Raw genomic sequence first — 24,851 nt, 5'->3', positions numbered from 1 at the left:
TATACTGATGTTTTTGATTCGAAAAATCCGATATATCACGGATTGAGAATGATTACCAGAATAACCCCGCTGATTACTAACAGTGCACCCGTTTGTCGTAATGCGCTCCCTGGCGACTCGCTGAGCTTTCGCATCACCCGTTGCCAGCGATTGGGAAATAATAATGGCCCCAGACCTTCGAGAATGAGAACCAGCGCTATAGCCAAACCCAGGCAACTTTCCCAGGAACTACTCATGCTTCAGACACGCCAAGTCAATATCTTCGGCATCATGATACAGACCAAACCCGAAACGTAACCGATTGCCCCGATAATCCGTGAGGATATGATGAGAGCGCAAAAATTGAGCAAGCATCTCAGTGATATGTTCATCTGGCAGATTAAAAGTGAGGAAATGCCCACAGGCGTCCGGATCATCCACCATCAGATTATCACGGTTTAATAATGGGTGATTTTGCGCATCCAGATGCGTCAGAAAGTGTGCCTGAATTGCCTTCACATGTGCATAGATTTTATCCACTGTTATTTCATGTTCACGAAAAAGTGACAATACCGCCCTTAAGCGATATAGCGCACAAAAATCCATGGTGGCGCCGGCAAATCGCATCCCGTCAGCAGCATAATTAACCTGATCTGACCGTGGCTCGTGCAACTCGCCGAACTCAGCAAACCAGCCAGTATAGACGGGCCGCTGTTTACACGCTTTGGGTACATGCGCAAAACATACGCCTTCGCCTGCCTGCGCATATTTGTAGCCGCCGCCAAGATAGAAGACGCGATGTGCAAGTCTGCTAAGGTCCGTAGGCATCGCCATAAAACCATGGTAGCCATCTATAACAATCAATGTTTGTGCGTTGTCAGCCGCTTCTACAATTTGGTCAAGCTGACTGACGCTATAGCCAGAATTAAAAAACACTTGACTGAGAAAAATCATATCCCAACGGCGTTTTTTGATGGCATCAATAAAGCGCGTAGTAAAGGTATCGAAAGGTTGAGTCGCTACCTGCTCGAATGTGATCGCCCCGGTTTCATTCAACCGGTTAATCTGGCGGTTAAAACTGTGAAACTCACTGTCGGTACTTAGTATGGCCGGCTGTGCCGAGAAATCCAGACAACTGAGTAATCGTGCCACCAGCTCATGGGTGTTTGGCGCAAATACAATTTGTTCCGGCATGCCTGTGTTAAGTATGCCACTTATTTCCTTTTGTACCTGCGGTACGGCATGCGAGAAAATATGCGTCCATTTATCATCAACATAGCGGGCGCTGTCTTCCCAGTATTCAAGCATCGCATCGCGGGTAACATCCGGCCAATAGTAATGACTATGGCAAGTGTAATGCTGCTTTGATGCATTGGCGGTGAGAAACCGCCGATAAAACTGTTTGTACATTAGCACGTCACCTTGTAAAAATTTTGTAAACCTTAACAAAAAAATTTTAGTTCGAGTAGTTGTTCTAATGCCGGGATTTTCGTATAGAATTGAGATAAGCAAGCACTTACTAGTGCTTTATCTTTTATTATCCGGTGTCAGTACATATTATGCGATTTCCCAGTTATGGTCAGTACAGCCTGGAAACGTCAGGCAATATGGTCGAAGTTTATGCCACCGGCGCCTGGTCGATGCCCACTACACGCGCATTTGTCGATGAGCTGAAGCTACTCGCTGAGTCTTTTGAGCAGCCCTGGTCTGCACTGCTGGACGGACGCCGCTGGATCTTAACCACACCGGAGTGTCAAAAAGTATTGGCTGATGCCATTGTTATGTGTATTGAAAATAACTTGAAGCGGGCAGCCTACGTACTGGATGCCGGCATGGTTAAACGGGCTCAGATTGAACGTACCGACCCTAATTTGCAAACAAGACAAAATTATCCCGACTACCAACGTGATTACTTTTACAGTTATTTTGATGCGCTTAAATGGTTAAAAGCCCAGGGATTTGAGCCGTAACAAAAAAGCCTGCTGGTGCAGGCTTTTGCCGGGATAGGGTGGCAATCTTAGTACAACAGGCTGTATATTTTGCGTCGCCACAACGATTTTTGGGGATCACCGTCTGCCAGGGCGTTAATCATATCCAGCATGATTTTTCTGGCCTCACCAAAGCTCAGGTCGGTTAACAGAACCTCATGCAATAACGGCAATGCCTCATCAACTTTATGGGCCTGTTGGAGCTGCACTGCCAGGTCAACTTTCAGTTGCAAATCATCTGGGCGCTTTTTCACAGCCTCTTCCAACTCCCGTAACTCCGGAGAGTCAGCAGCCTGTTCTGCCAGTTCTACCTTACCGGTCAGTGTATGATAACGCTGATCCTGATCCGCCATTCGAATGGTTTCAAGTTCAACTTTAGCCTGTCCCACCGAGCCGGTCTCAATCAGGCAGTCAATATACAGATATTTGGCATCGATATTATCCGGGCTTAAATCCACCGCTTGTTTAGCTAAGGGAAAAGCACTTTGATAATCCCCCTGCTGTACCAGTTGTGCAGCTTTTTCCATTTCTGCATCACCGGGCTGAGGCAGATATTTTGCCAGCATTTCACGAATCTGGCTTTCTGTCTGCATACCAGCAAATCCATCTACGGGCTGGCCCGATTGAACGACCATAACGGTAGGCAGGTTGCGGATACCAAACTGGGCAGCTATTTCCTGCTGTTGTTCGCAATCAACCCGGGCCAGAATCATATCGTTTTTATATTCTGACGCGATTTTTTCCAGCATCGGCATGAGGTCTTTACAGGGCTCGCACCATTGCGCCCAGAAATCAACCAGCACCAATTTTTCCTGGGACTGCTGGAGAATCACTTGCTGGAAATTCTCAGGGGTAATATCCACCACATTGTTTTCGACTATGTTGTCCATCATATCTTGCCCGCAATTGTTAGATTTGCCTGATGATATGGGGCAAACCACCGAAAAAACAAGCCATCCGGGGTTTGCATTGATGTTCACGCAGACGTAGAGTTAACAGAATATTTACAAGGGTCTGTTGGTTATGGCGGAACACTCGCGTTATCAGAGCTTTAAAGATTTTTATCCGTATTATTTAAGCGAACATGAAAATGCCAGTTGTCGCGTATTACATTTTGTTGGCAGCTGGCTGGTACTAGCTGTCATCGCGGTAACTGTTATCACCGGACAATGGTGGTATTTACTGCTTCTTCCTGTGATTGGTTATGGCTTTGCCTGGGCAGGTCACTTTTTCTTTGAAAAAAACCGCCCGGCAACATTTTCGTATCCACTGTATAGCCTGATGGGTGACTGGGTTATGTTTAAAGATATCCTGGCGAACAATATCTCACTTAAAGGGCGCGCATATGATAAGCGCAACGTTCATAAATCAGAATAAAACAAACAATGAGGACAACACATGGGCATAAGAAAAATATGGTTGGGGGTAAGTACCGCTGTACTTTCAACCCTTTCCTACGCGCAAACTGCTGAGGATACACTACCCGATACGCTTCAGTATGAGGATGTGTTTAACATTGAGTACGCTTCCTCGCCCTTCTTTGATAACAGCGGTGACACCTTGTATTACGTGCGGCGCAGCATGGACATCATGGCTGACCGCACACTGTCCTCTTTATGGCAGATTGATTTGTCTGCCGGCGAACACCGCCCTTTCCTAACAGATAAAGGCAATATTTATCAGCCTGTTATATCGCCTGATGGTAAAAAGCTGGCCTTCGTCAGTGATGAAAATGGCAGCGCTCAACTCTACGTGCACTACATGGACAGCGGATTACAGGCAAAGCTGACCAGTTTGCAGGAACAGCCGTCGAATATAGTGTGGTCGCCGGATAGTCAGCAGCTTGCATTCACGGCCTTTACCCCTACCCAACCTAAAACGCTGTTTAGCGATATGCCGGGTAAGCCGGACGGTGCCAAATGGGCAGAGTCCGCGAAATACATTGAACGCACCCAGTATCGCTCAGATGGTGCCGGTTACCTGCGTGACGGCCACAGTCAGATTTATGTGCTCCCCATAGCAGGCGGTACTGCACGTCAGCTGACCACCGGTGATTATCCCAACAGTGGCAACCTGAGTTTTTCCAGTGATGGTAAGTGGCTTTACTTTGCTGGCGATCGCGCAGAAAACTTTGCGCTGCACCCGCTTCGCTCGGATATTTATCGGGTAAATACTGATACCCGACAGGTAGAACAGGTAACCACTGTAGAAGGTCCTGAAGGTAATCCTAAGGTAAGCCCTGATGGCAAGTATCTGGCGTTTACACAACTCAATGACCGTAAAAAATCATATCAAAACACAGATTTGGTGATCATGAAATTACCATCAGGTGAAATGATTCGCCTGACCAGTAATCTGGATCGTTCGCTAGGAGCTTTTGAATGGGCAAGCGACAGCAAGTCACTGGTATTTGCATATCAGGACCAGGGCAATACGCGCCTGGCCCGGAGTAGTCTGAAAGGTGATATCAGTAAAATGGATGTGAGCATAGGCGGACAATCACTGGGACGCCCCTATACATCAGGTGAATTTGCCATTGCCAAAGATGGCACTGTGGCCTTTACCACAGCCGATCCTCAGCGCCCGGCCGATTTGGCAATTGTTGGCAAAAACGGGCAGCCTAAGGTTCTCACAGCGCTTAACGAAGATGCTTTTGGGCATCTTAATCTGGCCCAGGTTGAGAAGCTAAATGTGCAGGCTTCTGTCGATGACCGTAATATCGACGCCTGGATTGCTTACCCACCCAATTATGATAAGAACAAGTCATATCCTATGATCCTGGAAATCCATGGCGGACCGCACGCTGCATATGGCCCGCACTTTTCCATGGAAATTCAGTTAATGGCCGCAAAAGGCTATGTTGTGGTCTGGTCAAATCCACGTGGCAGCTCTTCCTATGGTGAGGAGTTTGGTAACCTGATTCATCACAATTACCCTTCCGATGACTATCAGGATCTGATGGATGTGGTCGATGCAGCCGTTGCTAAAGGAAATATTGATAAAGACAACTTGTTTATCACCGGCGGTTCTGGCGGTGGTGTCCTGACAGCCTGGTCCATTGGTAAGACCGATCGCTTTGCTGCAGCGGTGGTGGCAAAACCGGTTATTAACTGGGTAAGTTTTGCACTTACCGCTGACGCCTATCCTTACTTTTCACAATACTGGATGCCGGGTAAACCCTGGGAAGTTGCTGACCATCTGTGGGATCATTCGCCATTGTCTCTGGTAGGAAATGTATCAACGCCCACATTATTGCTTACCGGCGAAGCTGACTATCGCACACCAATCAGTGAGTCTGAGCAATTTTATCAGGCCCTGCGCCTGCAGGGGGTAGACTCGGCCATGGTAAGAATACCCGGCGCATCTCATGGTATTGCAGCCAAGCCTTCAAGGCTTATCCAGAAAGTTGGCAATATCCTGGCCTGGTTTGAGCGTTATCGTAACAAAGAGAGTTCAGCAAAAAATTAACGCAAACGGATAAAAAAAGGCGGATAACTCAAAGTTGTCCGCCTTTTTTAAATTTCACATCTATTTTATGACACCGCAGGCTGCGCGAGGACCGCCGCCGCCGAGTTTTTCCGGCGAATCAGAATAGTTATCCCCGCCAGCATGGATCATAAGTGCACGATCCTGTACATCGTTCAATGTCAGACGTGTAGCGATGACGGGATGTTTAGCTTCGCCATCTTCACCCACATACAGTAAGGGCAAATCCCCCATGTGACTGTTATCAGACCATGGCAACCCATGGGAGCCTGTGTTCTCCGGATCGTAGTGACTGCCTGCCGCGCCAGCCGGGACCTTTTCGCCATTTTTCATAGCGCTATCACATGACGGGTTTTCATGCACATGAAAGCCGTGTCCACCAGGCTCAAGTCCGCGTAGCGAGGGGGTAAAAACCACGCCGTCATCGTGCTGTTCAATCATGACTGTGCCCATCTTTTCACCTGACTGTGGGTTCATCATTTCGACTTGCATAGAATCTGAAGCCGCCTGCGCGCTTAAAGCGGCAAGGGAAAAAGGAATTGCTGCTAACCATTTTTTCATTGATCGGTACCTGTTGTTAGTTTGAAAATACCCGAATGCTCTGACAGGGTTAGAAGAGAAAGCTCTCCTTTGTTGATGTTGTTACAAGGTTTTACAGGCGAACAGATCATCTCCCCATGATAATCGCCCATCGGTGACGTCATATTTAATGACTCTATAATGCCTCGACAAGCCAGTCAGCCGAGGGGCTAACGGATCCGCCTGATCGACGCTTATAAAAGATTGCCAAAAACCGCGTTGAAGCGGTGAAACCTATCTTGCTATCGACATTAACTATTAATAAAAAACTCTTTTGAATAAGTTGTTCAAAGGGGCGCGTCGACAAATGATATTCACCAAAAAAATTGGGCCCATTCAACGTGGTATCCGAATTATCATGCATATCTGTATACGAATGCTTTGTATATCCGGGATTTACAGTAGCCTCCTTTATGTGCGCTACAGCAAATAGTGCTAACTCCAGCGGCCCGGTGACCAACTAGGATAATTGAACCTTCCGATTAATACGCCAGTAGTAAATGGCATGAAACTTCTAATCATTTTACTTACATGCGCTTTGATCAGTGGCTGCGCGAAAGTGCTCTTTGCCACAGCGAATACGGCTACCCTGACTTTTGAGGGAAAGATCATTGATGATGTGGCATATGGCCCGGAAGCGCGCCAGCAACTGGATATTTTTGTGCCTGAGCTTAGCAGCGGTGAGTCCGTACCAGTGGTGATATTTTTTCATGGTGGTCGCTGGAGTTTCGGAAACAAAGATCAATATGAGTTTGTCGGTACAAAGCTGGCCTCAATGGGGTATATCGCGGTATTGCCGAACACGCGTCTTTATCCAGAGGTGAAATTTCCAACCTTCGTTGAAGATGCAGCGCAATCAGTAGCCTGGGTTCAATCTAATATTGGGAAGTATGGTGGCAATGAGCAACTGTTTATCAGTGGGCATTCCTCTGGCGCGCATATAGGCGCGTTGGTGGTTGCTGATGAACAGTATTTAAAAGCAGCCGGCGGCACTGTTTCCTTTATAGATGGTTTCATAGGCCTGGCGGGACCGTACGACTTTACACCTAAAGCCGATGACTTGAAAAAGATGTTTGGCCCGCCTGAACACTTCCCTGAGATGGTTGTCAGTCACTATATTGATGGCGACGAACCACCATTCGCGCTTCTTTATTCCCGGGACGATGATAAAGTTCATATTAGTAACCTTAAAAAACTTAAGGCGAAAATCGAACAAGAGGGCGGTAGTGTGGAGACCTTTTTATATGATGAAGGTGGTCATACGGGAACTGTCAGTGCATTTAGTTGGGCAAATCCATCAGATTTGCCCGTAGTAAAAGATATTAAGACGTTTATTGAACAGCAGTCATCGCCATAAGTGCAAGTGAAAACAAGGTCTGTGCTATAAACGGAAAGTGGACGCTGCGGTACACTACCGATAACTTATCGTACGATCCAACAACGGTTACTTCCAACCCTGGCGCCATTGTTTCTCATTCTTAAATTCCCGCCAGTTGACAGCATATTCATGCTTGGACATAACAGCCTCCAGCGTGCAGCTGATAACGCTACCATCTTCATCGAACCCCACTTCGGTGACTAAAAAATGTTTTTCTTTATTGACCGGCTTTACCGCTGTCCATTTACTGTGGATAAGTTTAGCCGGATTAATCTGATTCATACTTTTACACCTTTAGCGTGATACTTCTACAACTGAATATTGCAGTATTTTTCTTCATTTGCCCCTCATACCATTGCGTGGAGGGGGTCGGGCGTCTTCAGTATTTTTGGCTATCAGGCACAGCTTCCCAGGATAAAGTAAATGCTCCACGCAAACTGCCTGGCGCAAAACCGGTAGCTTCATCGTTGGGATAATGCGTATCGATAACCGCTTTAACATCCTGTCCCACCGATGCGCCGTGGCAACCGGTACAAACCGGGCGAGTGACAATAGCCCGCATGTAGCGAAATTCACCTTTTTGCGCATCATAGTAACTGGCTTCTGGGATGTGCTCACTGTCAGACTTCAGGCGCTTAGCAAATTCATTAAGCTGCTGCTTCTCCCAGGTATCTGGTGTATTGGCAGGATTTCTTAGCTTTAATGCGGTTCTTCCAACTGTCCAGCCAGCACGGTTAAAACGCTCAGTGACAGGCATTGCCGCAAGATGACACTCACTGACACCGGCAGGAAAACCGCCCTGTTGTATCGCATTTTGCAAACGTTCTTTTAGCGCATCACCCAACATCTTCGCTTTTTGTCTTGCATCAGCTACGGAAGGCGGCTCAGACGCCGCAATAGTAATAGTGGCAAAGCAGGATAAAACAACAGTGCTCAAAACCCGATGCATAATCTTTTCCTTCTATAAGGCGCTTATCAGGCGTTTTGGCGTCACTGATAATCTATTATCAGTATAGTGCGCCTGCAGCAATTGTGTATAACGATGGAAGGCCTCGCTGACTGCTTGATATTGTCGAAGCGTTAAAATGGACTGTACTGGTGAAGGTCAACGCTAAAGCCAGCAGATGCTGACTTTAGCGTTGAATTAGTTTGCTGGTGACAATTGCAGTAATTTGCCTTTAGGAGCATCGGTAAGTACGTAAATCAGCCCGTCCGGGCCAACTTCAACATCGCGGATGCGTTCACCACGATCTCTTAAATACTCATGCTGCTCACCGGGTTTATCTCCATCCATTTCTATACGTCTTAGATGGGTGAATTTTAACGCGCCTACCAGCAAATCACCTTTCCAGTCAGCAAAAACGGATTTATCATAAAAGGCCATACCGCTGGGCGCAATGGACGGATCCCAGTAAATCACTGGTTGCTCCATGCCTTCCTGCTTTGTCTTTTCAGATATGGTACTGCCATCATAATCGATACCGTAGGTAATTACAGGCCACCCGTAGTTAGCACCCTTACGAAGTTTGTTTACTTCATCCCCACCTTTGGGCCCATGTTCCATCGCCCAGACTTCTTTCGTTTCAGGATGCATTGTCAGGCCCTGTACGTTTCGATGGCCGTAGCTGTATATTTCCGGTGCATCACCATCAATAAACGGGTTATCTTCCGGCACTGAGCCATCGGGCCGGATTCTGACAATTTTGCCAAAATGATTATCTGTATTTTGTGCTTCGTCCATGTACTTGTAACGATCACCTAATGTGACGAACAAATTATTGTCTTTATCAAAAGCCAGCCTACAGCCAAAATGAAACCCATTATCGACCAGCGGCTCCGCTACAAAAATGGTAGAGACATTTTTCAGCGCATTATTTTTTAATGTCGCCTTGGCCACAGAACTGCTGCTGCCATTCTCGCCCTTTCGGCTATAGCAGAAATAAATCGTTTGGTTTTGGGCAAAATCCGGATCTACCTGCACATCGAGCATGCCGCCCTGATTAACCGCCTCAACCGCTGGCACGTTTGCAACAGGTTCGCTCAGTCCGTCTTCAAAGGAATATTGCCGTAAGCTGCCGGTACGCTCGGTAATCAGCAAATTACCATCGGGCAAAAATGCCATTCCCCAGGGATGGGCAAGTTCTGTCGCCAGCTCGTTGACTTCGATATCTTTTGCATCTGCCGCGACCGTCGCGGCCGAGACCAAAAGGCCTGGCAGCAAAACTGCCAGGCCTTTTACGTTTAACAATTTTTTCATAGTTAACTTTGTATTAATTAGCGGTTTGCGCACGTAACATCCACGCAGTTTTTTCGTGGATTCGCATGCGGTCAGAGATCAACGCAATGGAGGATTCATCGTCGGCATCCTGCGCCATTTTAAGCGCGGAACGACAGGTTTTAACGACCTGTTCATGACCATGACACAATAGGCCCACCATCTCTTCAGGCTCAGGCACACCTTCTACTTCCTCAATTGAGCTGAGTTCGGAAAATGCTTTATAGGTGCCCGGGGCAACGACGCCTAAAGTACGAATACGCTCAGCGATATCATCCACTGCTTCTGCCAGCTCAGTATAATGCTCCTCAAACATCAGGTGCAGTGTACGAAACTGCGGCCCGGACACATTCCAGTGAAAATTGTGAGTTTGTAAATATAATGTGTAGGAATCCGCTAACAGTGCTTTTAAACCGTCTGCAACACTATTTCTGTCAGACTCCGAAATACCTATATCAATCTTATGCATCATTCGCTCCTTTATCTGTTTTTGCGATGAATAGAAGATGTTTTTATCTGTGGTTTAGATACTGATAGATGTGCGCTTTGGATTACCCCGAGCAGAACGCACCTAATCTGAATGGTTATGATGACCGGATTTACCATTATCGCGTGCTTTCACTTTAAACGCCTGCATAACGTCATTCGTCTCTGCGAATTTAAAAGTAACGGTAATGCTGTCACCTACCGCTAGCTGACGCTTGAGCCCCGTGAGCATTATATGGTTACCGCCGGGCTGAAACTGAATTGTCTCACCAGCGTTGATATCCAGTTGCTTCATCGGGCGCATACTGATCATCCCCTCGTCCATAACTGTTTGATGAAAACCGGCTTTATCCGCCACTTTTTCATCCACCAGAATGGTTGTCAGGCTAATACGCTGAGTACCGTTATTGGTCAGCGAAAAATAGCCGGCAGCAGACGTTGCCATAGGGTAAGTAGCGCTGAAATAACTGTCAGAGATGTCGACATCGCTTTTGTCCTGCGCCCAGCTAAACTGAGTTATCGTAAGAAAAAACAGACAAAAGACGCGTAGCCACATAGTTGCTCCATGGATAAACTTTTTAATCCATATTACAACGACCGGGGAAAGAAGCAAGGAAGAAAGAATGGTGCCGACTGCCGGAATCGAACTGGCGACCTACTGATTACAAGTCAGTTGCTCTACCAACTGAGCTAAGTCGGCACACATAGGGTGCATTGAAAACGCTTTGCGCTAATCAACGGTTGCGTATTTTAGTCACACGCGGCGGCTTGTCAATAGATTAACGCCACCGCTTGCCAATTATTTATATGAACGCAGCCTGTATGCTTCTTTTTCGAGCTCTGGGAAGTATTCAGTCGGGACATAACTCATCAGTTTGTGCAGTTTATCGCCTAATTCATGATAACTGGTCGCAGTCAGATTAATATGCCCCATTTTGCGCTTTTCACGAACAGATTTGCCATACCAGTGCAGGTCGCAGCCAGGAATACTGAGCAAGTCTCTGGAGAACGCGCTGCAGCCGATAACATTGACCATGGCAGAGGGTAAGATAGCTGCTGTATCACCTAATGGCAGACCGACAAGTGCCCGCAGATGATTTTCAAACTGACTGGTGTGGGCGCCGCTTAAACTCCAGTGACCGGAATTATGAACCCGCGGTGCAAGCTCGTTAACCAGCAGTTTATCCTGGCACTGAAACATCTCAACGGCCAGAACACCGACATAATTCATTCCGTCTGCCAGCGTCCGAAAGATCGTTTCAGCTTGCTCAACCAGTGGTTCACTAAGCTGCGTAGCCGGAGCCACTGACACGTGTAACTGGCCTTTGTGATGAAGATTTTCTGCCAGTGGATAAATCTTAATCTCGCCTTTTTTGCTGCGCACACCGATAAGCGATAGCTCACGCTCGAAATTCAGCATTTTTTCAACAACCAATGGCACCGTCTCTAAATCCAGGCCCGCCAGTTCCTGTTTTATTGCCTGAAGCTCATCAACAGACTTCAGGCGCCACTGGCCATACCCGTCATACCCGTCGCGGCTGGCTTTAATGATCAGCTTGTCACCTAACGCCTCAATACAGGCATCCAGTTGATCAATCTGTGTCACAATTTGGTAAGGGCAGTTTGCAACCTCGAACTTTTCAAGAAGATGCTTTTCGCGAACGCGGTCCGCGCCTACCATGATGGCATCCATGGAAGGCATTAATTTATCGGATTTAGCAGCCTGCTCAAGCAAGCGCTCTGGGACATGCTCAAATTCTACGGTCAGCGCATCAGCTGATTCAATGGCCTGCACCAGGCTTTGTTCCAACGGTCGCTTACTTACCGGGTGCACTACACTGTCATCCTTAACATTGACGGCCTGAACTTCAATACCCAGCGGCGCACCTTCCAGATACATCATCTGGGCCAGCTGGCCGGCCCCGTAAACCAGTACTCTCATTGATCAAGCTCCAGGTTTGCATTTTGTAGCACGGTATCAGTTTGCTTACAGCGAAAAGCAATAATTGCATCTTTAACTGTTTCATCCTGCAGGGCAACAACCTGGGCAGCCAGCAAACCAGCATTAGCAGCCCCGGCTTCACCAATGGCCAGCGTGCCTACTGCAACGCCTTTAGGCATTTGCACAATGGATAACAGGGAATCCAGGCCGTTTAGCGCTTTTGATTTGACCGGGCAACCGAACACCGGAAGATGCGTATGCGCAGCGATCATCCCTGGCAAATGGGCAGCTCCGCCAGCGCCGGCAATAATACAGCTATACCCTTGCTCGTCAGCCGATTCTGCAAATTCCACCAGCAAATTAGGGGTACGGTGGGCTGAAACAACTTTCGCTTCAAAGTCCACGCCAAATTCTTTTAACATCAACGCAGCCTGCTTCATCGTAGGCCAATCTGATGTAGACCCCATAACAATTGCAACTTTAGCCATGTAGTGCTTCTCCACTGGATAAGGACAAAGTGTATCGACATGCCGGAAATGATAAGGTTATCCGGTGCCTTTGAAGGCGCCAGATTGTAGCGCAAAAAGCCCCTAAAGCCTACCGGTGAAAAGAATCGGAAGTACACTGAACAGGGCATTACTTTTGCCCCTCATTTTCTGTGTGCTGAGGTTATGAGGATTTGCAGTATGGCCATAGACAATTGTTTTGCTTTCCAGCAACGTTATCCAGGTAATTACTGCAATCGCTGGCAGATATGCTTCTATAAGCAATTAATCTCTGGCACTTACCATTTTGCCAGTAACGCTGTTAGCGGGAAATGAACCGCGCCAGCGCCGAAACAAGTGCCTCGCGCCTGACAGGTTTAGACAAATACAAGTCCATGCCAGCTGCCAGACAGGCATGTTTATCTTCATTAAATGCATTGGCGGTTAGCGCGATAACCGGCGTATGCTGATTTATACCGGTGGACTTACGCAAACACCGGGTTGTTTCAAAGCCATCTTTTACCGGCATTTGACAATCCATCAGAATCACATCAAAGCGTCGTTTTTCCAGTACCTTTAAGGCTGTTTCACCCTCCGGCACACGCAAACTTTTAAGTTCAAGATGGCTAAGCATATCAATAACAATTTGTGCATTGACATCATTATCCTCGACCACCAGGACCCTTGCATCAGGCCGGAGCAGCACGGCCTGCGTGTTGCAGCCCTTTGCGAGCGTCTGTTCGCCTATATTCAGCGGTAGCTGAACAGTAAATGTTGAACCCTTGTTCAGCTCACTATGAAGGTTTATATTTCCACCCAGAATATGCACCAGCTTTTGCGTAATAGACAGGCCCAGTCCGGTGCCACCAAAATTTCGGGTGGTGGACGCATCTGCCTGAGTAAACTCTTCGAAAATTTGCTGTTGCTGCTCCGGGCTGATACCTATTCCTGTGTCAGCTACCTTGATCGTTAAAATACTCTGTGCATAGCTAGTCTCAAGCATAACATGTCCGCCTGGCGTGAATTTTATGGCGTTGCTGAGTAGATTGTTAAGTATTTGACTGATCTTAACCGGGTCGCCCTGCACAAACTCCGGGATGTCCAGATTGTGGGACGTTACCCTGGTCCCTTGTTGTTCAGCCGATTGTTGATAAGTAGCCACCGCCGTTGCCAGTAATTCCGGCAACGCAAAACTGACAGACTCAGTTATCATTTTACCGGCTTCTATCTTGGTCAGATCCAGAATTGCATCCAGAATCATTAATAGTTGTGTTGCTGACTGTGCAATCGTGCTTACCCGTTTGAAGGTAATTTCATCCAGATCCTGTTGCAGAAGATTGTCGCAGTTACCAATAATGCCGTTCATTGGCGTACGTATCTCGTGGCTCATGTTTGCTAAAAACTCAGTTTTAGCCTGACTAGCCTGCTCAGCATTACGCAATGCCTCTTTCAACGATTCGGTTTTTTGTTGAACATGACTTTCTAACGTATTGTTGAGCTCTTCAAGTTGCCGGTTTAAATCCTGTTGGCGTTGGTGGGAAGCCGCGAGCTTGCCAAAAGCAAATTTTAGCCGCTGTTGTAACTGCGCAAAGGCCTCATCCAGTGCGCCAATCTCTCTTAAATAAAGCCGACTGCTGTGTTCAATGGCCAGCGTGGTAGGCGTGGTCGGATTAAAATGCTTAAAGTGCTGCGCCAGACTCTGCAATGGCTTTGCCAACAGAAAGGCAATACCAAAGCCAGCTAAAAATCCAAGCGCACAAATGAGCACCATCAGAGCCAGCGCGGTAAGAACATATTCACTGATCATACGTTCATAGCTTTCCACATCGTAATACAGACTGATCTGCCACGGCGCGAGAGTCAGGTTTGCACTGCGGTGCAACCATGTAATGTTATTAAATTGATGTAGCCCCTCACAATACTGCGCTTCACAACGCATAATCGCTGGTTTTTTTAAACGTTCGAGGCCCAGGGCCGCAGAAGCAAAAATGACTTTGTCATCACTGTCCTGAATGAGAATAGAAAACCCCGGAATATTTTGCCCGTCAAAATAGGCAAAACTATCCAGCGATAGGGAGCCCTCCAGAATGCCTGCGAACTGACCCGCTGTATTTTCTATTGGCGCAGAGATTGCCACAATAATATCATCACCAAATCCGCGGCCTTCAAATGCTTTAGAAATAAAGGGTCTGCCGGTATCGGCCACGACTGAAAAGTAGGGACGCTCACTGACATTGGTCATCTCCTGCGCTTTGGCACGGTGCATCATTCGTTCAGGAAAAGCTCCGGTTATCTCCCCCTGTTCATCAGTAATTAACAGAGTAAGAAAACTGGGGTTGGCAATAGCCAGCTGTTGCAAAAGAACCTGAGGAGTGACGGCGGTTGAAGATAACAACGCAGCACTTTGTACTACTGCAGACTGGTGGGCCGAGATAAAGCTGTTCAACTGCTCTGAGAGCACAAGTGTGCGCTGCTCAAGATAAAGATCGATATCATCCATCTGATCGATCTGAACACTGTAGATATGTAGATAATTGACCACCATGTTGCCCAGGAAAAACACAGCGGCAAACAAGTAGGTCAATAAAGGCCGAAAGCTCACTGGCGCCGAGTCTCTGGAGGGTCTAACGGCGAATACGATCAGATAAATGAGATGCCCCCCTACCAGCGCTGTGATGCCAGACAACCAGGTCACCACTACCGAAGTCAGAGCCACAACCAGAATCTGATCATTGAACCCGTACTGTATAACCGCCAGGGCCGGAAGCGAAAACAGCGACCACAATACGCCTGCTATGCTCAGCGCTTTAAAATGGCCTCTGCCATAACACAATAAACTGGTGATAAATGGCTGGGCGGTGAGAACCAGCAGAGCCAGGTAATTGTCGTAGCGCCACCATAAAGGTGCATAAATCAGGGTTATCAGCCAGAACGCGATACGAGGGGGGCATAACAAAGCAACGGCGATAGCCATTACCCCTCCAAAGGCAGCGACGCCTTCGGAGATAATGGGTTCTGGCAGAAAATTTAAAATAGCACCGAGGGCAGTAAAAACTACTGCAATAACTGCTGACTGCACCCTGCCCTCTACATCAATTTGACTTCAGGTAAACGTTAATTGTTTTTGTTCATGTAGTCTATTGTCATATTGGTTAATAGACTTACGCCTAATTTCATGCCTTTGTCGTCAACGTAAAACTCAGGTGTGTGGTGTGCAGGTGATTCTTCCACTGACACATCAAGCGGTTTTCCGCCTACCCAGAGATATAAACCGGGGACTTCTTCCTGGAAAAACGAAAAGTCTTCCGCGCCGGTCACCGGTTTGGATAACAAGACATTATCCTCGCCCGCTGTTGCTTTGAGTGTTGGTAGCATTTGCGCCGTAAGATCAGGATCGTTAAATGTTATCGGGTAGCTGTAATCCAGCGGTAAAGTCAGCTCGGCTTTAGCTCCCATACTACTGGCAATGCCCTGCACTTTTCGCTCCATTGCTTCATAAATATGTTCCCGGGCATCTTTACTCAAAGTACGAATGGTGCCAACCAGTTCGACTTCCTCAGGAATAATATTAGACCGGTTGCCGCCATGAATAGATCCTACTGATACTACCGCAGCACTGTCGATTACCTTGATTTCCCTGCTTACGATAGTTTGCAGCGACATCACCATCTGGGCGGCTGTCACAATAGGATCGACGCTTTTCCACGGATACGCACCGTGGGCCTGTTTACCCTTGATGACAATTTTAAACGGATCTACAGCAGCCATAGCACCTTCAGGCGTATAGCGCACTTTACCGATATCGGTATTAGCATTGATATGAAGCCCAAAAATCACATCCACGTCGGGTGACTTAAGCACGCCTTCCTTAACCATAACCTCAGCGCCGCCTTTTTCCCCTGGCGGTGCGCCCTCTTCAGCAGGCTGAAATATAAACTTGACCTTGCCGTGCAGCTGGTCTTTCATTTGCGATAAGACCTCGGCAGCGCCCATTAGCATGGCCATGTGTGTATCATGCCCACAGGCATGCATTACAGGTACGGTATTGCCGTTATACTCGGCAGTTTTGGTAGATTTCCACGGTAAGTCATTGCGTTCTTCAACCGGCAACCCATCCATATCAGCCCGCAGTGCCACAACCGGGCCTGGTCGGCCACTGTCCAGCACAGCCACAACACCGGTTTTTGCTACTTCTGTAGTGATCTCCACATCCAGTGTTTTTAAGTATTCAGTGATATATTTGGCAGTTTCGAATTCACGGTTTGAAAGTTCTGGATTTTCATGAAAATGGTGCCGCCATTCGATAACCTGCGGCTCCACCTTGTCTACCAGCTCATTCACACTTTGCGCAGCGGCGGCACTACAAGCCAGACTCAGTGCTAATCCTAAAAGTGTTTTTTTCATGTGTATTCCCCTTATTATGTTTTTGTACAGTACCAAAAATAAACAGGACAGGGGAATAAAGATCATCGGCGTTCAGAGCAACCACATTTTTCGGGCATAAAAAAGCGCACATTAAGTGTGCGCTTTTTAGAACAGATACTGCGTTAGCTCTTCTGACGCTTCATTGCACCAAAGAATTCATCATTCGTTTTGGTCATGGAAAGTTTGTTAATCAAAAATTCCATGGCATCAATTTCTGACATCTCATGCACAATCTTACGCAGGATCCACATTTTCTGTAGTTCATCCTGGCTGGTCAGCAATTCTTCACGACGTGTCCCTGAACGATTAAAATCAATCGCAGGGAAAACACGCTTCTCGGCAATTTTGCGGTTCAGGTGCATTTCCATATTACCTGTGCCTTTAAACTCTTCGTAGATAACTTCATCCATTTTAGAGCCGGTATCAATCAATGCGGTAGCAATGATGGTCAGGCTGCCGCCTTCTTCCACATTTCGCGCTGCGCCGAAGAAACGCTTGGGTTTATGCAATGCGTTGGCATCGACACCACCGGTAAGGACCTTACCTGACGATGGAATAACGGTGTTGTATGCACGTGCCAGCCGAGTGATTGAATCAAGCAGAATGACAACATCTTTTTTATGCTCAACCAGCCGTTTGGCCTTTTCAATAACCATTTCAGCAACCTGAACATGGCGACTGGCTGGCTCATCAAAGGTGGAGGCAACCACTTCACCCTGGACCAGGCGATGCATCTCGGTCACTTCCTCAGGACGCTCATCAATGAGCAAGACCATCAATTCACATTCTGGCTGGTTCGCAGCGATAGATTGCGCAATATTTTGCAGCAGGAGTGTTTTACCTGCCTTAGGCGGCGCAACAATCAAACCACGCTGGCCTTTGCCAATTGGTGACGCCAGATCTAAAACCCGCGCGGTAATATCTTCAGTAGAACCGTTGCCTCGCTCCATACGAAGGCGAGAGGCGGCATGAAGCGGCGTGAGGTTTTCAAAAAGGATTTTATTACGGGAGTTTTCAGGCTTGTCGAAGTTAACTTCGCGAATCTTTAGCAGTGCAAAATAACGTTCACTGTCTTTAGGAGGCCTAATCTTTCCGGCAATAGTATCACCGGTGCGCAGGTTGAAACGTCGAATCTGGCTGGGCGATACATAAATGTCATCGGGACCGGCTAAATACGAAGAGTCAGCAGAGCGAAGAAATCCAAAACCATCCTGTAGAATCTCCAGAACGCCGTCGCCAAAAATGTCTTCACCGCTTTTGGCATGGGCTTTCAGAATTGAGAAAATGATGTCTTGTTTTCTGGCTCGCGCCATATTATCCAGGCCCATTTCTTCGGCCAGGGCAACCAACTCACTGATTGGTTTGTTCTTTAGTTCTGTTAAATTCATACTGGTGGGTCTTTGTGTGTGCTTGGACTTCGCTTACAGACTACTCGGTCACTTATTCATTATTAGAAAAGGTTTGTATACCCAGATTCGGGCTAGCAGAACGCTGCTCAGATGAGAGCTACCAAAACGTTAGCACCATAATTGCGATGCGTCCAGCATTTTACTCAACACAGGGCAAAAAAGATCGATTTTTTATTCTTCCGGCAATACTGCCGGTATTCATTACTTTCAACACCATACACAAACTTTGCAACAATCCAATAAAAAAGGCATCCCTGAGGATGCCTTTTTTTGCACACATTTCGCTTTACAGGTTTTCGTTCAAAAATTCTGTTAGCTGTGCTTTTGATAACGCGCCAACTTTTGTCGCAGCTACATTACCACCTTTAAAAAGTAATAACGTAGGAATGCCACGAATGCCATATTTTGGCGGCGTTTCATTATTTTCATCGACATTCAACTTACCAACTGTTAACTTGCCTTCAAACTCGGAAGCAACTTCTTCCAGAATCGGCGCGATCATTTTACATGGTCCGCACCATTCAGCCCAGAAGTCGACTAGCACAGGACCGTCAGCATTGATAACGTCTGCTTCAAATTTGTCGTCAGTTAACTGGATAATATTGTCGCTCATTCTGTTCTCCATCGATTGGTCAGTCGCTGATTTGTTCAGCCACACCATAAGTGTTATAAGAAACTGTCTTTTTTAATGCAAGCACTGATAAGCTATAAGCTATGCAAACAACTCATTTAACCGAAACAAACTTTTCCGATTTACCTATCAATGACAAGGTACTTTCGGCGCTTCAATCAGCAAATTTCACCCATTGTACACCGATTCAGGCTTTAGCTTTACCTCCATTACTGGATGGTCTTGATATTGCCGGACAAGCCCAAACCGGTACCGGTAAAACTATCGCGTTTCTGGTTGCTACGTTCCACTATCTATTGGCTAATCCTGCCAAAGATAACGCGGATCCGAAAGGCCCGAAAGCAATAATTATGGCACCGACCCGTGAACTGGCCATGCAAATCTACAATGACGCCAAACCCCTGAGTGAACACACCGGGCTATCACTTGGTTTGATATATGGGGGTGAAGGATATCAAAGTCAACGCGAATCGCTTGAAGAAGGTGTCGATATTATAATTGGCACTACCGGCCGTATTCTGGATTATTATAAGCAGAATGTATTCACTTTGAACCATATTCAGGTGGCCGTGCTGGATGAAGCCGACCGTATGTTTGACCTGGGTTTCATTAAAGATATCCGCTTTTTGTTTAAGCGCATGCCCGCAGCGTCTGAGCGTCTAAGTATGTTATTTTCTGCTACCCTTAGTTATCGGGTGCAGGAACTGGCTTACGAGCACATGAATAATCCTACGCATGTTCAGGTTGAACCTGAAACCAAAACCGCCAAACGGGTCAGTGAAGAGCTTTTTTATCCCTCGGACGAGGATAAGATGCGTTTACTGCTGACACTGATGGAAGAAGAATGGCCCGAACGCGCCATTGTTTTTGCCAATACCAAGCATACCTGTGAAAAGGTTAACGACTGGTTAGAGGCTGATGGTCACCGGGTCGGTTTACTCAGCGGTGATGTGCCCCAGAAGAAGCGTATGAGCATTCTGGATGATTTCACCAAGGGCAAACTGGATATACTGGTGGCCACCGATGTCGCCGCCCGCGGCCTACATATTGATTCAGTCAGCCATGTTTTCAATTACGACTTACCTGACGATGCAGAGGATTATGTTCATCGGATTGGTCGTACTGGCCGGGCGGGTAAAAGCGGGATTGCAATCAGCTTCGCCTGTGAAAAATATGCATTGAATCTGCCGGCCATTGAGCAGTACATTCAACATGCTATACCTGTGACCGATTACGATCGTACCGCGCTGCTGGAAGATTTAAAGGCACCTCGTGCACGCCAGCGCAAACGTACGCCCAATGCCCGTAATTCCAATCGACGTGGCAGAGGCCGGGGAAAACCGTCAAATAAGAATAACTAAGTATGCAGCCTGAAATCCAACACGATACGTTGGTCCACAGTGAGCACTATGCCGCAGTAGACCTGGGGTCAAACAGTTTTCATATGGTCGTTGTCCATGTGGTTAATGGCAATGTTCAGATCATTGGTAAGGTCAAACAGAAAGTTCGTTTGGCTGCCGGCTTGAATGAAAACTTGGAGTTGGACGACATTAGCATGGAGCGAGGTTGGCAATGTTTGCAAACCTTCGCTGAACGTCTGCAGGACATTCCCCCTTCTAATATTCGTATCGTGGCCACGGCCACATTACGTCTTGCTACTAATGCTCAGGTTTTTATTCAAAAAGCTGAGCAAATTTTAAACCACAAATTAAATGTTATTTCCGGCGAAGAGGAAGCCCGGCAGATTTACCTTGGGGTAGCATATACATCTGCCAACCAGGGGAACTCACTGGTTATCGATATCGGTGGCGCCAGTACCGAAATCATCATTGGCAATGACATGCAGCCTATTCATATGAAAAGTCTGGACATGGGTTGCGTGACATTTATGGAGCGCTATTTCTGTCAAGGTGCCATTACTCAGGCTAATTTTACTGCAGCAAAAGCGGCTGCCGGCGAGCTGTTAGACACTGTCAGTGATGCGTTTTTATGTTTCGACTGGCAAAACTGTCTGGGCGCCTCGGGTACGCCACAGGCAATCACCGAAATTCTCGTTGCCCAGCAAATCAGCGATGCAATTCGTCTTGATTATTTATACGAGCTAGAGAAACAGTGTATTGATTGCGGCTCTATTGAAAAGCTTGATATCAAAGGCCTGGAAGAGAACCGTAAACCTATTTTCCCCAGCGGCCTGGCTATACTTATTTGTCTGTTTGAGAAGCTGAATATCACAGCCATGAATATTTCAGCCGGGGCGCTGCGCGAGGGCCTTATCTACGGCATGCTGGATAATTTGCAGGAAAACGACCGGCGTGTTCAAACCCTAAATCATGCAATTAGCCGTTACCATATCGAAAAATCCCACGCCGACTCGGTGCGAGGGATGTCACTTAACCTATGTCGCCAGCTATGTGCTCAGACAGCGATTTGCCATCTCGACACAGAAGCGGTGCTCGGTGCAGCTGCAACGTTGCATGAAATAGGTTTGCATATTGAATATAAAAAACATCATCAACACGGCGCCTATATTCTTTCACATATCGATTTGCCCGGTTACACGCGTTTGCAGCGACAGGCAATTCGTGACCTGGTACTGTCCCATCGCCTGAATATTAATCTCAAAACCTTTGACGATTATCACGCCGACCTGAAGCCGATGTTGTTGGCGCTGGTGAGAATCTTGCGCATCGCCACAGTATTGTGTCTGCGCCGTCACAATAAGCACATTCCCGATGTGCAACTAACCGTTAATGATGATCGGTGGACACTGACACTGCCTGAAGGCTGGCTTGCCGGTCACCCGCTTATCAATGCTGAACTGGCCAATGAGACCTGGTTGCAGCATCGTGCGGGATGGGACCTGGATTGTAGGTGACAGCCTGTCAGCCTAGCGGTTGAGCAGCTCAGCTGCATCGGGGGCAAAATAGGTCAGGATGCCGTCCGCGCCGGCGCGTTTAAATGCCAGCAGAGATTCCAGAATGACACTGTCCTTATCCAGCCAGCCATTCGCAAATGCGGCCTGATGCATCGCATATTCCCCGCTAACCTGATAAGCAAATGTTGGCACCTGCAATTCCTGTTTACAGCGACGCACAATATCCAGATAGGGCATACCTGGTTTTACCATCACCATGTCGGCCCCCTCCTGTAGGTCCAGTACGATTTCGTGAATGGCTTCATCACTGTTGGCCGGATCCATTTGGTAGGACTTTTTATTACCGCCTTTGATATTGCCGGCTGAGCCTACTGCATCACGAAACGGACCATAGTATGCTGACGCGTATTTTGCAGAATATGCCATGATGCAGGTGTTAACATGCCCAGCCTTTTCCAGAGACTGACGAATAGCGCCAATACGGCCGTCCATCATGTCCGACGGGGCGACCATATCTGCCCCCGCTTCAGCATGAGATAAAGCCTGTTTTTTCAGTACCTCTACCGTTTTGTCATTAAGCACATAGCCATTTTCATCTATTAGCCCATCCTGCCCGTGGGAGGTAAATGGATCCAGCGCGACGTCGGTCATGAGAATGATGTTATTAAAGTGTTGTTTGATTTGTCGGACCGCCTGCTGCACCAGCCCCTGAGGATTAAACGCTTCACTGGCGCACTCTGTTTTATCTTCAGAAGGGGTGACCGGAAACGGCGCATAAGTGCGTATACCAAGGTCCACCAGCCTTTCGATCTCTTTAAGCCACAAATCCACAGATAAGCGATATACCCCAGGCATGGAAGGCACTGCTTCGCGCTTATTGGTCCCGGGCAGAATAAATATCGGATAAATTAAATCAGCGGTACTCAACTGGGTTTCAGCAACCATGTCGCGCAGAGCATCATGAGCGCGCAGACGACGCATTCGCCGTGAAGGATAGGTAGAAAATGTCATACAATCTGTCCTGATAGTAGTTCTGCTTTGACCTGATTGCGGCCATTATTTTTAGCAGCGTAAAGTAATTTATCGGCATGCTTAAACAGTGCCGTCTCATCGTTATCGCTGGTGATGACAGTGCAAGCAGCCCCCGCACTGATGCTGATATGAAGCTGGTAACCATCAATCTCAAGGGTTTTACCTGTCACGGCCAAACGCATTGCTTCGGCGACCTGCGTGGCGCCTGCTATGTCCGTGTTGGGCAACAGCACGACAAACTCCTCACCGCCATAGCGGCAAATATCGTCACCAGGTCGTTTTAACTCGTCTTTTAACAGTAGAGCCATCTGGCACAAGCAGGCATCACCCACAGCATGTCCGTAGTTATCATTAATTTTCTTAAAATGGTCAATATCAATCAGTACGATAGACAGCGGAGTTTGCTCGCGTCGGCTGCGACGACTTTCTGCTATTAACCGCTTATCAAAGTGACGGCGGTTGCGGATGCCGGTCAGCGGGTCAATGGTGTTAAGGTTGGATAGTTCCTGATTAGCATCTGATAATTCTCGCAGCGCAACTTCCAGCTCCAGGGTTCTTTCCTGCACCTGATATTCTAAATCTTTCTGATACTGTTGCTGCACATTGAGCAAGTCTTCGCGCGCTTTAAGCATGGCTTTTTCCTGGGTCAGGGCCTGCTCTTTGATAGAAAAAATCTGCTCACGATTGTGGCTGTAATTTATCGCCAGGACCAGCGCCAGCAACAATGTCTCAACACTGGCACCCAACATTAACAATAAATTCGATGGCACAGGAGACGTTATGACACCCAGATTGTCTAGACTGACAGCAAACGCACTAAGCAACAGAATAAACCAGGCAAATGCATAGTAGCGGGCAATTTTTACGCCCTTGATGGCAATCCAGACCCCGACACCCAGCGCAAAGATCACACTGATGCTTACCATGATAAGAAAGGCTCTGATTAGTAAGCCATATGGTAGGATAAAACTAACCAGCAAACTAAACAAAAACAGAACAGCGAGGGCTTTCAGGACACGGGATAAAGGTCGGCTGAAACGCGATACGTTAAGGATCCTGTCGGAAAATAAAACCGCAAACATGATGGTGGAATTGGCAAACACAACCACCGCCCGCCCCTGAAACCAGGTTTGCTCCGGCCAGATAACTGCATAGCCGATACCATGCATTGCAGCAATAGTAAGTGCTAAGGAAAAAACATACCCCGAATACACAAAAAATGTTTTACTGCGGTTGGTAATAAACAAAAAGAAATTACTGGCTCCAATCGCACACAGCAGTCCCAGAAAAATACCCAGCATCAGATTCTGGGTGGCGGTATAACTGACAAAGCGGTCTTTCTGCCAATATCTAATGGGTAGTTTAAGCGAGCCTGAGCTTTCCACCCGCAAATAAATATCGAGTCGCCCGGCATGCTCGGGCAACTCAAAAGCCAGCGTAGGCACCAGTAACTCTCTTGCATCATAGCGCAGTATATCGCCGCCGATGGCTTTCTTAATCAGCCGTTGCGAGCCGGGGTCGACGATGTAAATCTCCACCCTGTCCAGCAGCGGATAGTTGATTTCCAGAATATGATCTTGCTGGGCAGCTTTATCAGGCAATGAAAAGCGAAACCAGTAACCCCTATCATCCATCCCCAGGTTGACGGGGTTTTCCGTGGTTAACCAGCGGCTATCCGGTGTAGCGAGAATATCAGTCAGAGACAGCGAAGAGGCAGGCGCAGAATGCTCAGCAAAATAGGATAAACCTGTAATACTGGCTTCGTTGCTCTGGTAAGGCGTTAAGGTTTTATAAATAAAAATAAGAAAGCCGGCAATAATAATAAATACCAGCAACAACCAGCCATCATAGTTTCGTTGCGCCTTTGCGTTTAACAGCATC

23 protein-coding genes and 1 tRNA gene are annotated in these 24,851 nt (G+C 47.4%); 6 read left to right on the top strand and 18 right to left on the bottom strand.

The features are described from left to right. Positions 1-35: 35 nt before the first annotated feature. On the bottom strand, positions 36-236 hold the full coding sequence (locus F458_RS20405) for a DUF2065 domain-containing protein (protein WP_083928595.1): 201 nt from the start codon (positions 234-236) through the stop codon (positions 36-38). Further along, positions 229-1,389, bottom strand: coding sequence for an aminotransferase class V-fold PLP-dependent enzyme (locus tag F458_RS0106555; protein WP_018982594.1), 1,161 nt, complete (start codon positions 1,387-1,389; stop codon positions 229-231). Before F458_RS0106555 ends, F458_RS20405 begins: the two co-directional genes overlap by 8 nt. Positions 1,390-1,538: 149 nt before the next feature. On the opposite strand from F458_RS0106555, the gene F458_RS0106550 reads away from it, so the two are divergent. Next, entirely contained in the window at positions 1,539-1,949 is a 411-nt protein-coding gene (locus tag F458_RS0106550) for a hypothetical protein (protein ID WP_018982593.1), read from the top strand. A gap of 47 nt (positions 1,950-1,996) precedes the next feature. On the opposite strand, the gene trxA (F458_RS0106545) is transcribed toward F458_RS0106550, so the two are convergent. After that, entirely contained in the window at positions 1,997-2,857 is an 861-nt protein-coding gene (gene trxA, locus F458_RS0106545) for a thioredoxin (RefSeq protein WP_018982592.1), read from the bottom strand. Between the two features lie 133 nt (positions 2,858-2,990). Between trxA (F458_RS0106545) and F458_RS0106540 the strand changes: the two genes are divergently transcribed. Both F458_RS0106540 and F458_RS0106535 read left to right on the top strand, forming a co-directional pair. Continuing rightward, on the top strand, positions 2,991-3,344 hold the full coding sequence (locus F458_RS0106540; protein WP_018982591.1) for a DUF962 domain-containing protein: 354 nt from the start codon (positions 2,991-2,993) through the stop codon (positions 3,342-3,344). Between the two features lie 21 nt (positions 3,345-3,365). Beyond that, on the top strand, positions 3,366-5,435 hold the full coding sequence (locus F458_RS0106535) for a S9 family peptidase (protein WP_018982590.1): 2,070 nt from the start codon (positions 3,366-3,368) through the stop codon (positions 5,433-5,435). 60 nt (positions 5,436-5,495) lie between these two features. Here F458_RS0106535 and sodC read toward each other — a convergent pair whose 3' ends face one another. Continuing rightward, complete coding sequence (gene sodC, locus F458_RS0106530) at positions 5,496-6,014, bottom strand: superoxide dismutase family protein (RefSeq protein ID WP_018982589.1); 519 nt, start codon at positions 6,012-6,014, stop codon at positions 5,496-5,498. Positions 6,015-6,537: 523 nt separating this feature from the next. On the opposite strand from sodC, the gene F458_RS0106520 reads away from it, so the two are divergent. After that, positions 6,538-7,389 carry an alpha/beta hydrolase gene (locus tag F458_RS0106520; RefSeq protein ID WP_018982587.1) on the top strand — a complete coding sequence of 284 codons (852 nt, stop codon included), beginning with the start codon at positions 6,538-6,540 and terminating at the stop codon, positions 7,387-7,389. Between the two features lie 87 nt (positions 7,390-7,476). On the opposite strand, the gene F458_RS0106515 is transcribed toward F458_RS0106520, so the two are convergent. From F458_RS0106515 to trxA (F458_RS0106460), 12 genes are all read right to left on the bottom strand, one after another. Next, entirely contained in the window at positions 7,477-7,692 is a 216-nt protein-coding gene (locus F458_RS0106515) for a TIGR02450 family Trp-rich protein (RefSeq protein ID WP_018982586.1), read from the bottom strand. Between the two features lie 97 nt (positions 7,693-7,789). Further along, a complete protein-coding gene (locus tag F458_RS0106510; RefSeq protein ID WP_018982585.1) occupies positions 7,790-8,359 on the bottom strand; it encodes a Tll0287-like domain-containing protein in 570 nt (189 codons plus the stop codon). A gap of 195 nt (positions 8,360-8,554) precedes the next feature. Then, on the bottom strand, positions 8,555-9,667 hold the full coding sequence (locus F458_RS0106505) for a PQQ-dependent sugar dehydrogenase (RefSeq protein WP_040610153.1): 1,113 nt from the start codon (positions 9,665-9,667) through the stop codon (positions 8,555-8,557). A gap of 13 nt (positions 9,668-9,680) precedes the next feature. Then, positions 9,681-10,154, bottom strand: a complete 474-nt coding sequence (locus tag F458_RS0106500; protein ID WP_018982583.1) for a Dps family protein — start codon at positions 10,152-10,154, stop codon at positions 9,681-9,683. 102 nt (positions 10,155-10,256) lie between these two features. Next, complete coding sequence (locus F458_RS0106495; RefSeq protein ID WP_018982582.1) at positions 10,257-10,727, bottom strand: copper chaperone PCu(A)C; 471 nt, start codon at positions 10,725-10,727, stop codon at positions 10,257-10,259. A gap of 68 nt (positions 10,728-10,795) precedes the next feature. Further along, positions 10,796-10,871, bottom strand: a tRNA-Thr gene (locus tag F458_RS0106490). A 99-nt stretch (positions 10,872-10,970) separates the two neighbouring features. Continuing rightward, positions 10,971-12,113 (bottom strand): 5-(carboxyamino)imidazole ribonucleotide synthase, encoded by a 1,143-nt coding sequence (locus tag F458_RS0106485; RefSeq protein ID WP_018982581.1) that lies wholly within the window; start codon positions 12,111-12,113, stop codon positions 10,971-10,973. Beyond that, positions 12,110-12,601: a 5-(carboxyamino)imidazole ribonucleotide mutase gene (gene purE / locus F458_RS0106480; RefSeq protein WP_018982580.1), complete on the bottom strand. Its 492-nt coding sequence runs from the start codon at positions 12,599-12,601 to the stop codon at positions 12,110-12,112. Before purE ends, F458_RS0106485 begins: the two co-directional genes overlap by 4 nt. A 319-nt stretch (positions 12,602-12,920) precedes the next feature. Next, entirely contained in the window at positions 12,921-15,677 is a 2,757-nt protein-coding gene (locus F458_RS0106475) for an ATP-binding protein (protein WP_018982579.1), read from the bottom strand. Positions 15,678-15,712: 35 nt separating this feature from the next. Continuing rightward, positions 15,713-17,002 carry an amidohydrolase gene (locus F458_RS0106470; RefSeq protein ID WP_018982578.1) on the bottom strand — a complete coding sequence of 430 codons (1,290 nt, stop codon included), beginning with the start codon at positions 17,000-17,002 and terminating at the stop codon, positions 15,713-15,715. 143 nt (positions 17,003-17,145) lie between these two features. Beyond that, complete coding sequence (gene rho / locus F458_RS0106465; RefSeq protein WP_018982577.1) at positions 17,146-18,411, bottom strand: transcription termination factor Rho; 1,266 nt, start codon at positions 18,409-18,411, stop codon at positions 17,146-17,148. A 307-nt stretch (positions 18,412-18,718) separates the two neighbouring features. Next, the gene (gene trxA / locus F458_RS0106460) at positions 18,719-19,045 is read right to left on the bottom strand and encodes a thioredoxin TrxA (RefSeq protein WP_018982576.1); all 327 of its coding nucleotides are present in this window, start codon (positions 19,043-19,045) and stop codon (positions 18,719-18,721) included. A gap of 101 nt (positions 19,046-19,146) precedes the next feature. On the opposite strand from trxA (F458_RS0106460), the gene rhlB reads away from it, so the two are divergent. Together rhlB and F458_RS0106450 are read left to right on the top strand one after the other, a co-directional pair. Next, positions 19,147-20,424: an ATP-dependent RNA helicase RhlB gene (gene rhlB, locus F458_RS0106455; protein WP_018982575.1), complete on the top strand. Its 1,278-nt coding sequence runs from the start codon at positions 19,147-19,149 to the stop codon at positions 20,422-20,424. Between the two features lie 2 nt (positions 20,425-20,426). Continuing rightward, positions 20,427-21,938: a Ppx/GppA phosphatase family protein gene (locus F458_RS0106450; RefSeq protein ID WP_018982574.1), complete on the top strand. Its 1,512-nt coding sequence runs from the start codon at positions 20,427-20,429 to the stop codon at positions 21,936-21,938. Positions 21,939-21,950: 12 nt separating this feature from the next. On the opposite strand, the gene hemB is transcribed toward F458_RS0106450, so the two are convergent. Together hemB and F458_RS0106440 are read right to left on the bottom strand one after the other, a co-directional pair. Next, positions 21,951-22,949: a porphobilinogen synthase gene (gene hemB / locus F458_RS0106445; RefSeq protein WP_018982573.1), complete on the bottom strand. Its 999-nt coding sequence runs from the start codon at positions 22,947-22,949 to the stop codon at positions 21,951-21,953. Next, on the bottom strand, positions 22,946-24,850 hold the full coding sequence (locus F458_RS0106440) for a sensor domain-containing diguanylate cyclase (RefSeq protein WP_018982572.1): 1,905 nt from the start codon (positions 24,848-24,850) through the stop codon (positions 22,946-22,948). Before F458_RS0106440 ends, hemB begins: the two co-directional genes overlap by 4 nt. Between the last annotated feature and the right edge of the window lies 1 nt (position 24,851).

It is taken from the genome of Salinimonas chungwhensis DSM 16280, from assembly GCF_000378185.1.
Taxonomy (GTDB): domain Bacteria; phylum Pseudomonadota; class Gammaproteobacteria; order Enterobacterales; family Alteromonadaceae; genus Alteromonas; species Alteromonas chungwhensis.
The sequence above is the reverse complement of the archived record's forward strand: the minus strand, read 5'-3'. Positions and strand labels throughout refer to the sequence as shown.

What these genes read in the sequence shown, in the direction of transcription:
- F458_RS20405 (WP_083928595.1), bottom strand. Translation starts at nt 236, where the DNA reads ATGAGTAGTTCCTGGGAAAGTTGCCTGGGTTTGGCTATAGCGCTGGTT.
- F458_RS0106555 (WP_018982594.1), bottom strand. Translation starts at nt 1,389, where the DNA reads ATGTACAAACAGTTTTATCGGCGGTTTCTCACCGCCAATGCATCAAAG.
- F458_RS0106550 (WP_018982593.1), top strand. Translation starts at nt 1,539, where the DNA reads ATGCGATTTCCCAGTTATGGTCAGTACAGCCTGGAAACGTCAGGCAAT.
- trxA (WP_018982592.1), bottom strand. Translation starts at nt 2,857, where the DNA reads ATGGACAACATAGTCGAAAACAATGTGGTGGATATTACCCCTGAGAAT.
- F458_RS0106540 (WP_018982591.1), top strand. Translation starts at nt 2,991, where the DNA reads ATGGCGGAACACTCGCGTTATCAGAGCTTTAAAGATTTTTATCCGTAT.
- F458_RS0106535 (WP_018982590.1), top strand. Translation starts at nt 3,366, where the DNA reads ATGGGCATAAGAAAAATATGGTTGGGGGTAAGTACCGCTGTACTTTCA.
- sodC (WP_018982589.1), bottom strand. Translation starts at nt 6,014, where the DNA reads ATGAAAAAATGGTTAGCAGCAATTCCTTTTTCCCTTGCCGCTTTAAGC.
- F458_RS0106520 (WP_018982587.1), top strand. Translation starts at nt 6,538, where the DNA reads ATGAAACTTCTAATCATTTTACTTACATGCGCTTTGATCAGTGGCTGC.
- F458_RS0106515 (WP_018982586.1), bottom strand. Translation starts at nt 7,692, where the DNA reads ATGAATCAGATTAATCCGGCTAAACTTATCCACAGTAAATGGACAGCG.
- F458_RS0106510 (WP_018982585.1), bottom strand. Translation starts at nt 8,359, where the DNA reads ATGCATCGGGTTTTGAGCACTGTTGTTTTATCCTGCTTTGCCACTATT.
- F458_RS0106505 (WP_040610153.1), bottom strand. Translation starts at nt 9,667, where the DNA reads ATGAAAAAATTGTTAAACGTAAAAGGCCTGGCAGTTTTGCTGCCAGGC.
- F458_RS0106500 (WP_018982583.1), bottom strand. Translation starts at nt 10,154, where the DNA reads ATGCATAAGATTGATATAGGTATTTCGGAGTCTGACAGAAATAGTGTT.
- F458_RS0106495 (WP_018982582.1), bottom strand. Translation starts at nt 10,727, where the DNA reads ATGTGGCTACGCGTCTTTTGTCTGTTTTTTCTTACGATAACTCAGTTT.
- F458_RS0106485 (WP_018982581.1), bottom strand. Translation starts at nt 12,113, where the DNA reads ATGAGAGTACTGGTTTACGGGGCCGGCCAGCTGGCCCAGATGATGTAT.
- purE (WP_018982580.1), bottom strand. Translation starts at nt 12,601, where the DNA reads ATGGCTAAAGTTGCAATTGTTATGGGGTCTACATCAGATTGGCCTACG.
- F458_RS0106470 (WP_018982578.1), bottom strand. Translation starts at nt 17,002, where the DNA reads ATGAAAAAAACACTTTTAGGATTAGCACTGAGTCTGGCTTGTAGTGCC.
- rho (WP_018982577.1), bottom strand. Translation starts at nt 18,411, where the DNA reads ATGAATTTAACAGAACTAAAGAACAAACCAATCAGTGAGTTGGTTGCC.
- trxA (WP_018982576.1), bottom strand. Translation starts at nt 19,045, where the DNA reads ATGAGCGACAATATTATCCAGTTAACTGACGACAAATTTGAAGCAGAC.
- rhlB (WP_018982575.1), top strand. Translation starts at nt 19,147, where the DNA reads ATGCAAACAACTCATTTAACCGAAACAAACTTTTCCGATTTACCTATC.
- F458_RS0106450 (WP_018982574.1), top strand. Translation starts at nt 20,427, where the DNA reads ATGCAGCCTGAAATCCAACACGATACGTTGGTCCACAGTGAGCACTAT.
- hemB (WP_018982573.1), bottom strand. Translation starts at nt 22,949, where the DNA reads ATGACATTTTCTACCTATCCTTCACGGCGAATGCGTCGTCTGCGCGCT.
- F458_RS0106440 (WP_018982572.1), bottom strand. Translation starts at nt 24,850, where the DNA reads ATGCTGTTAAACGCAAAGGCGCAACGAAACTATGATGGCTGGTTGTTG.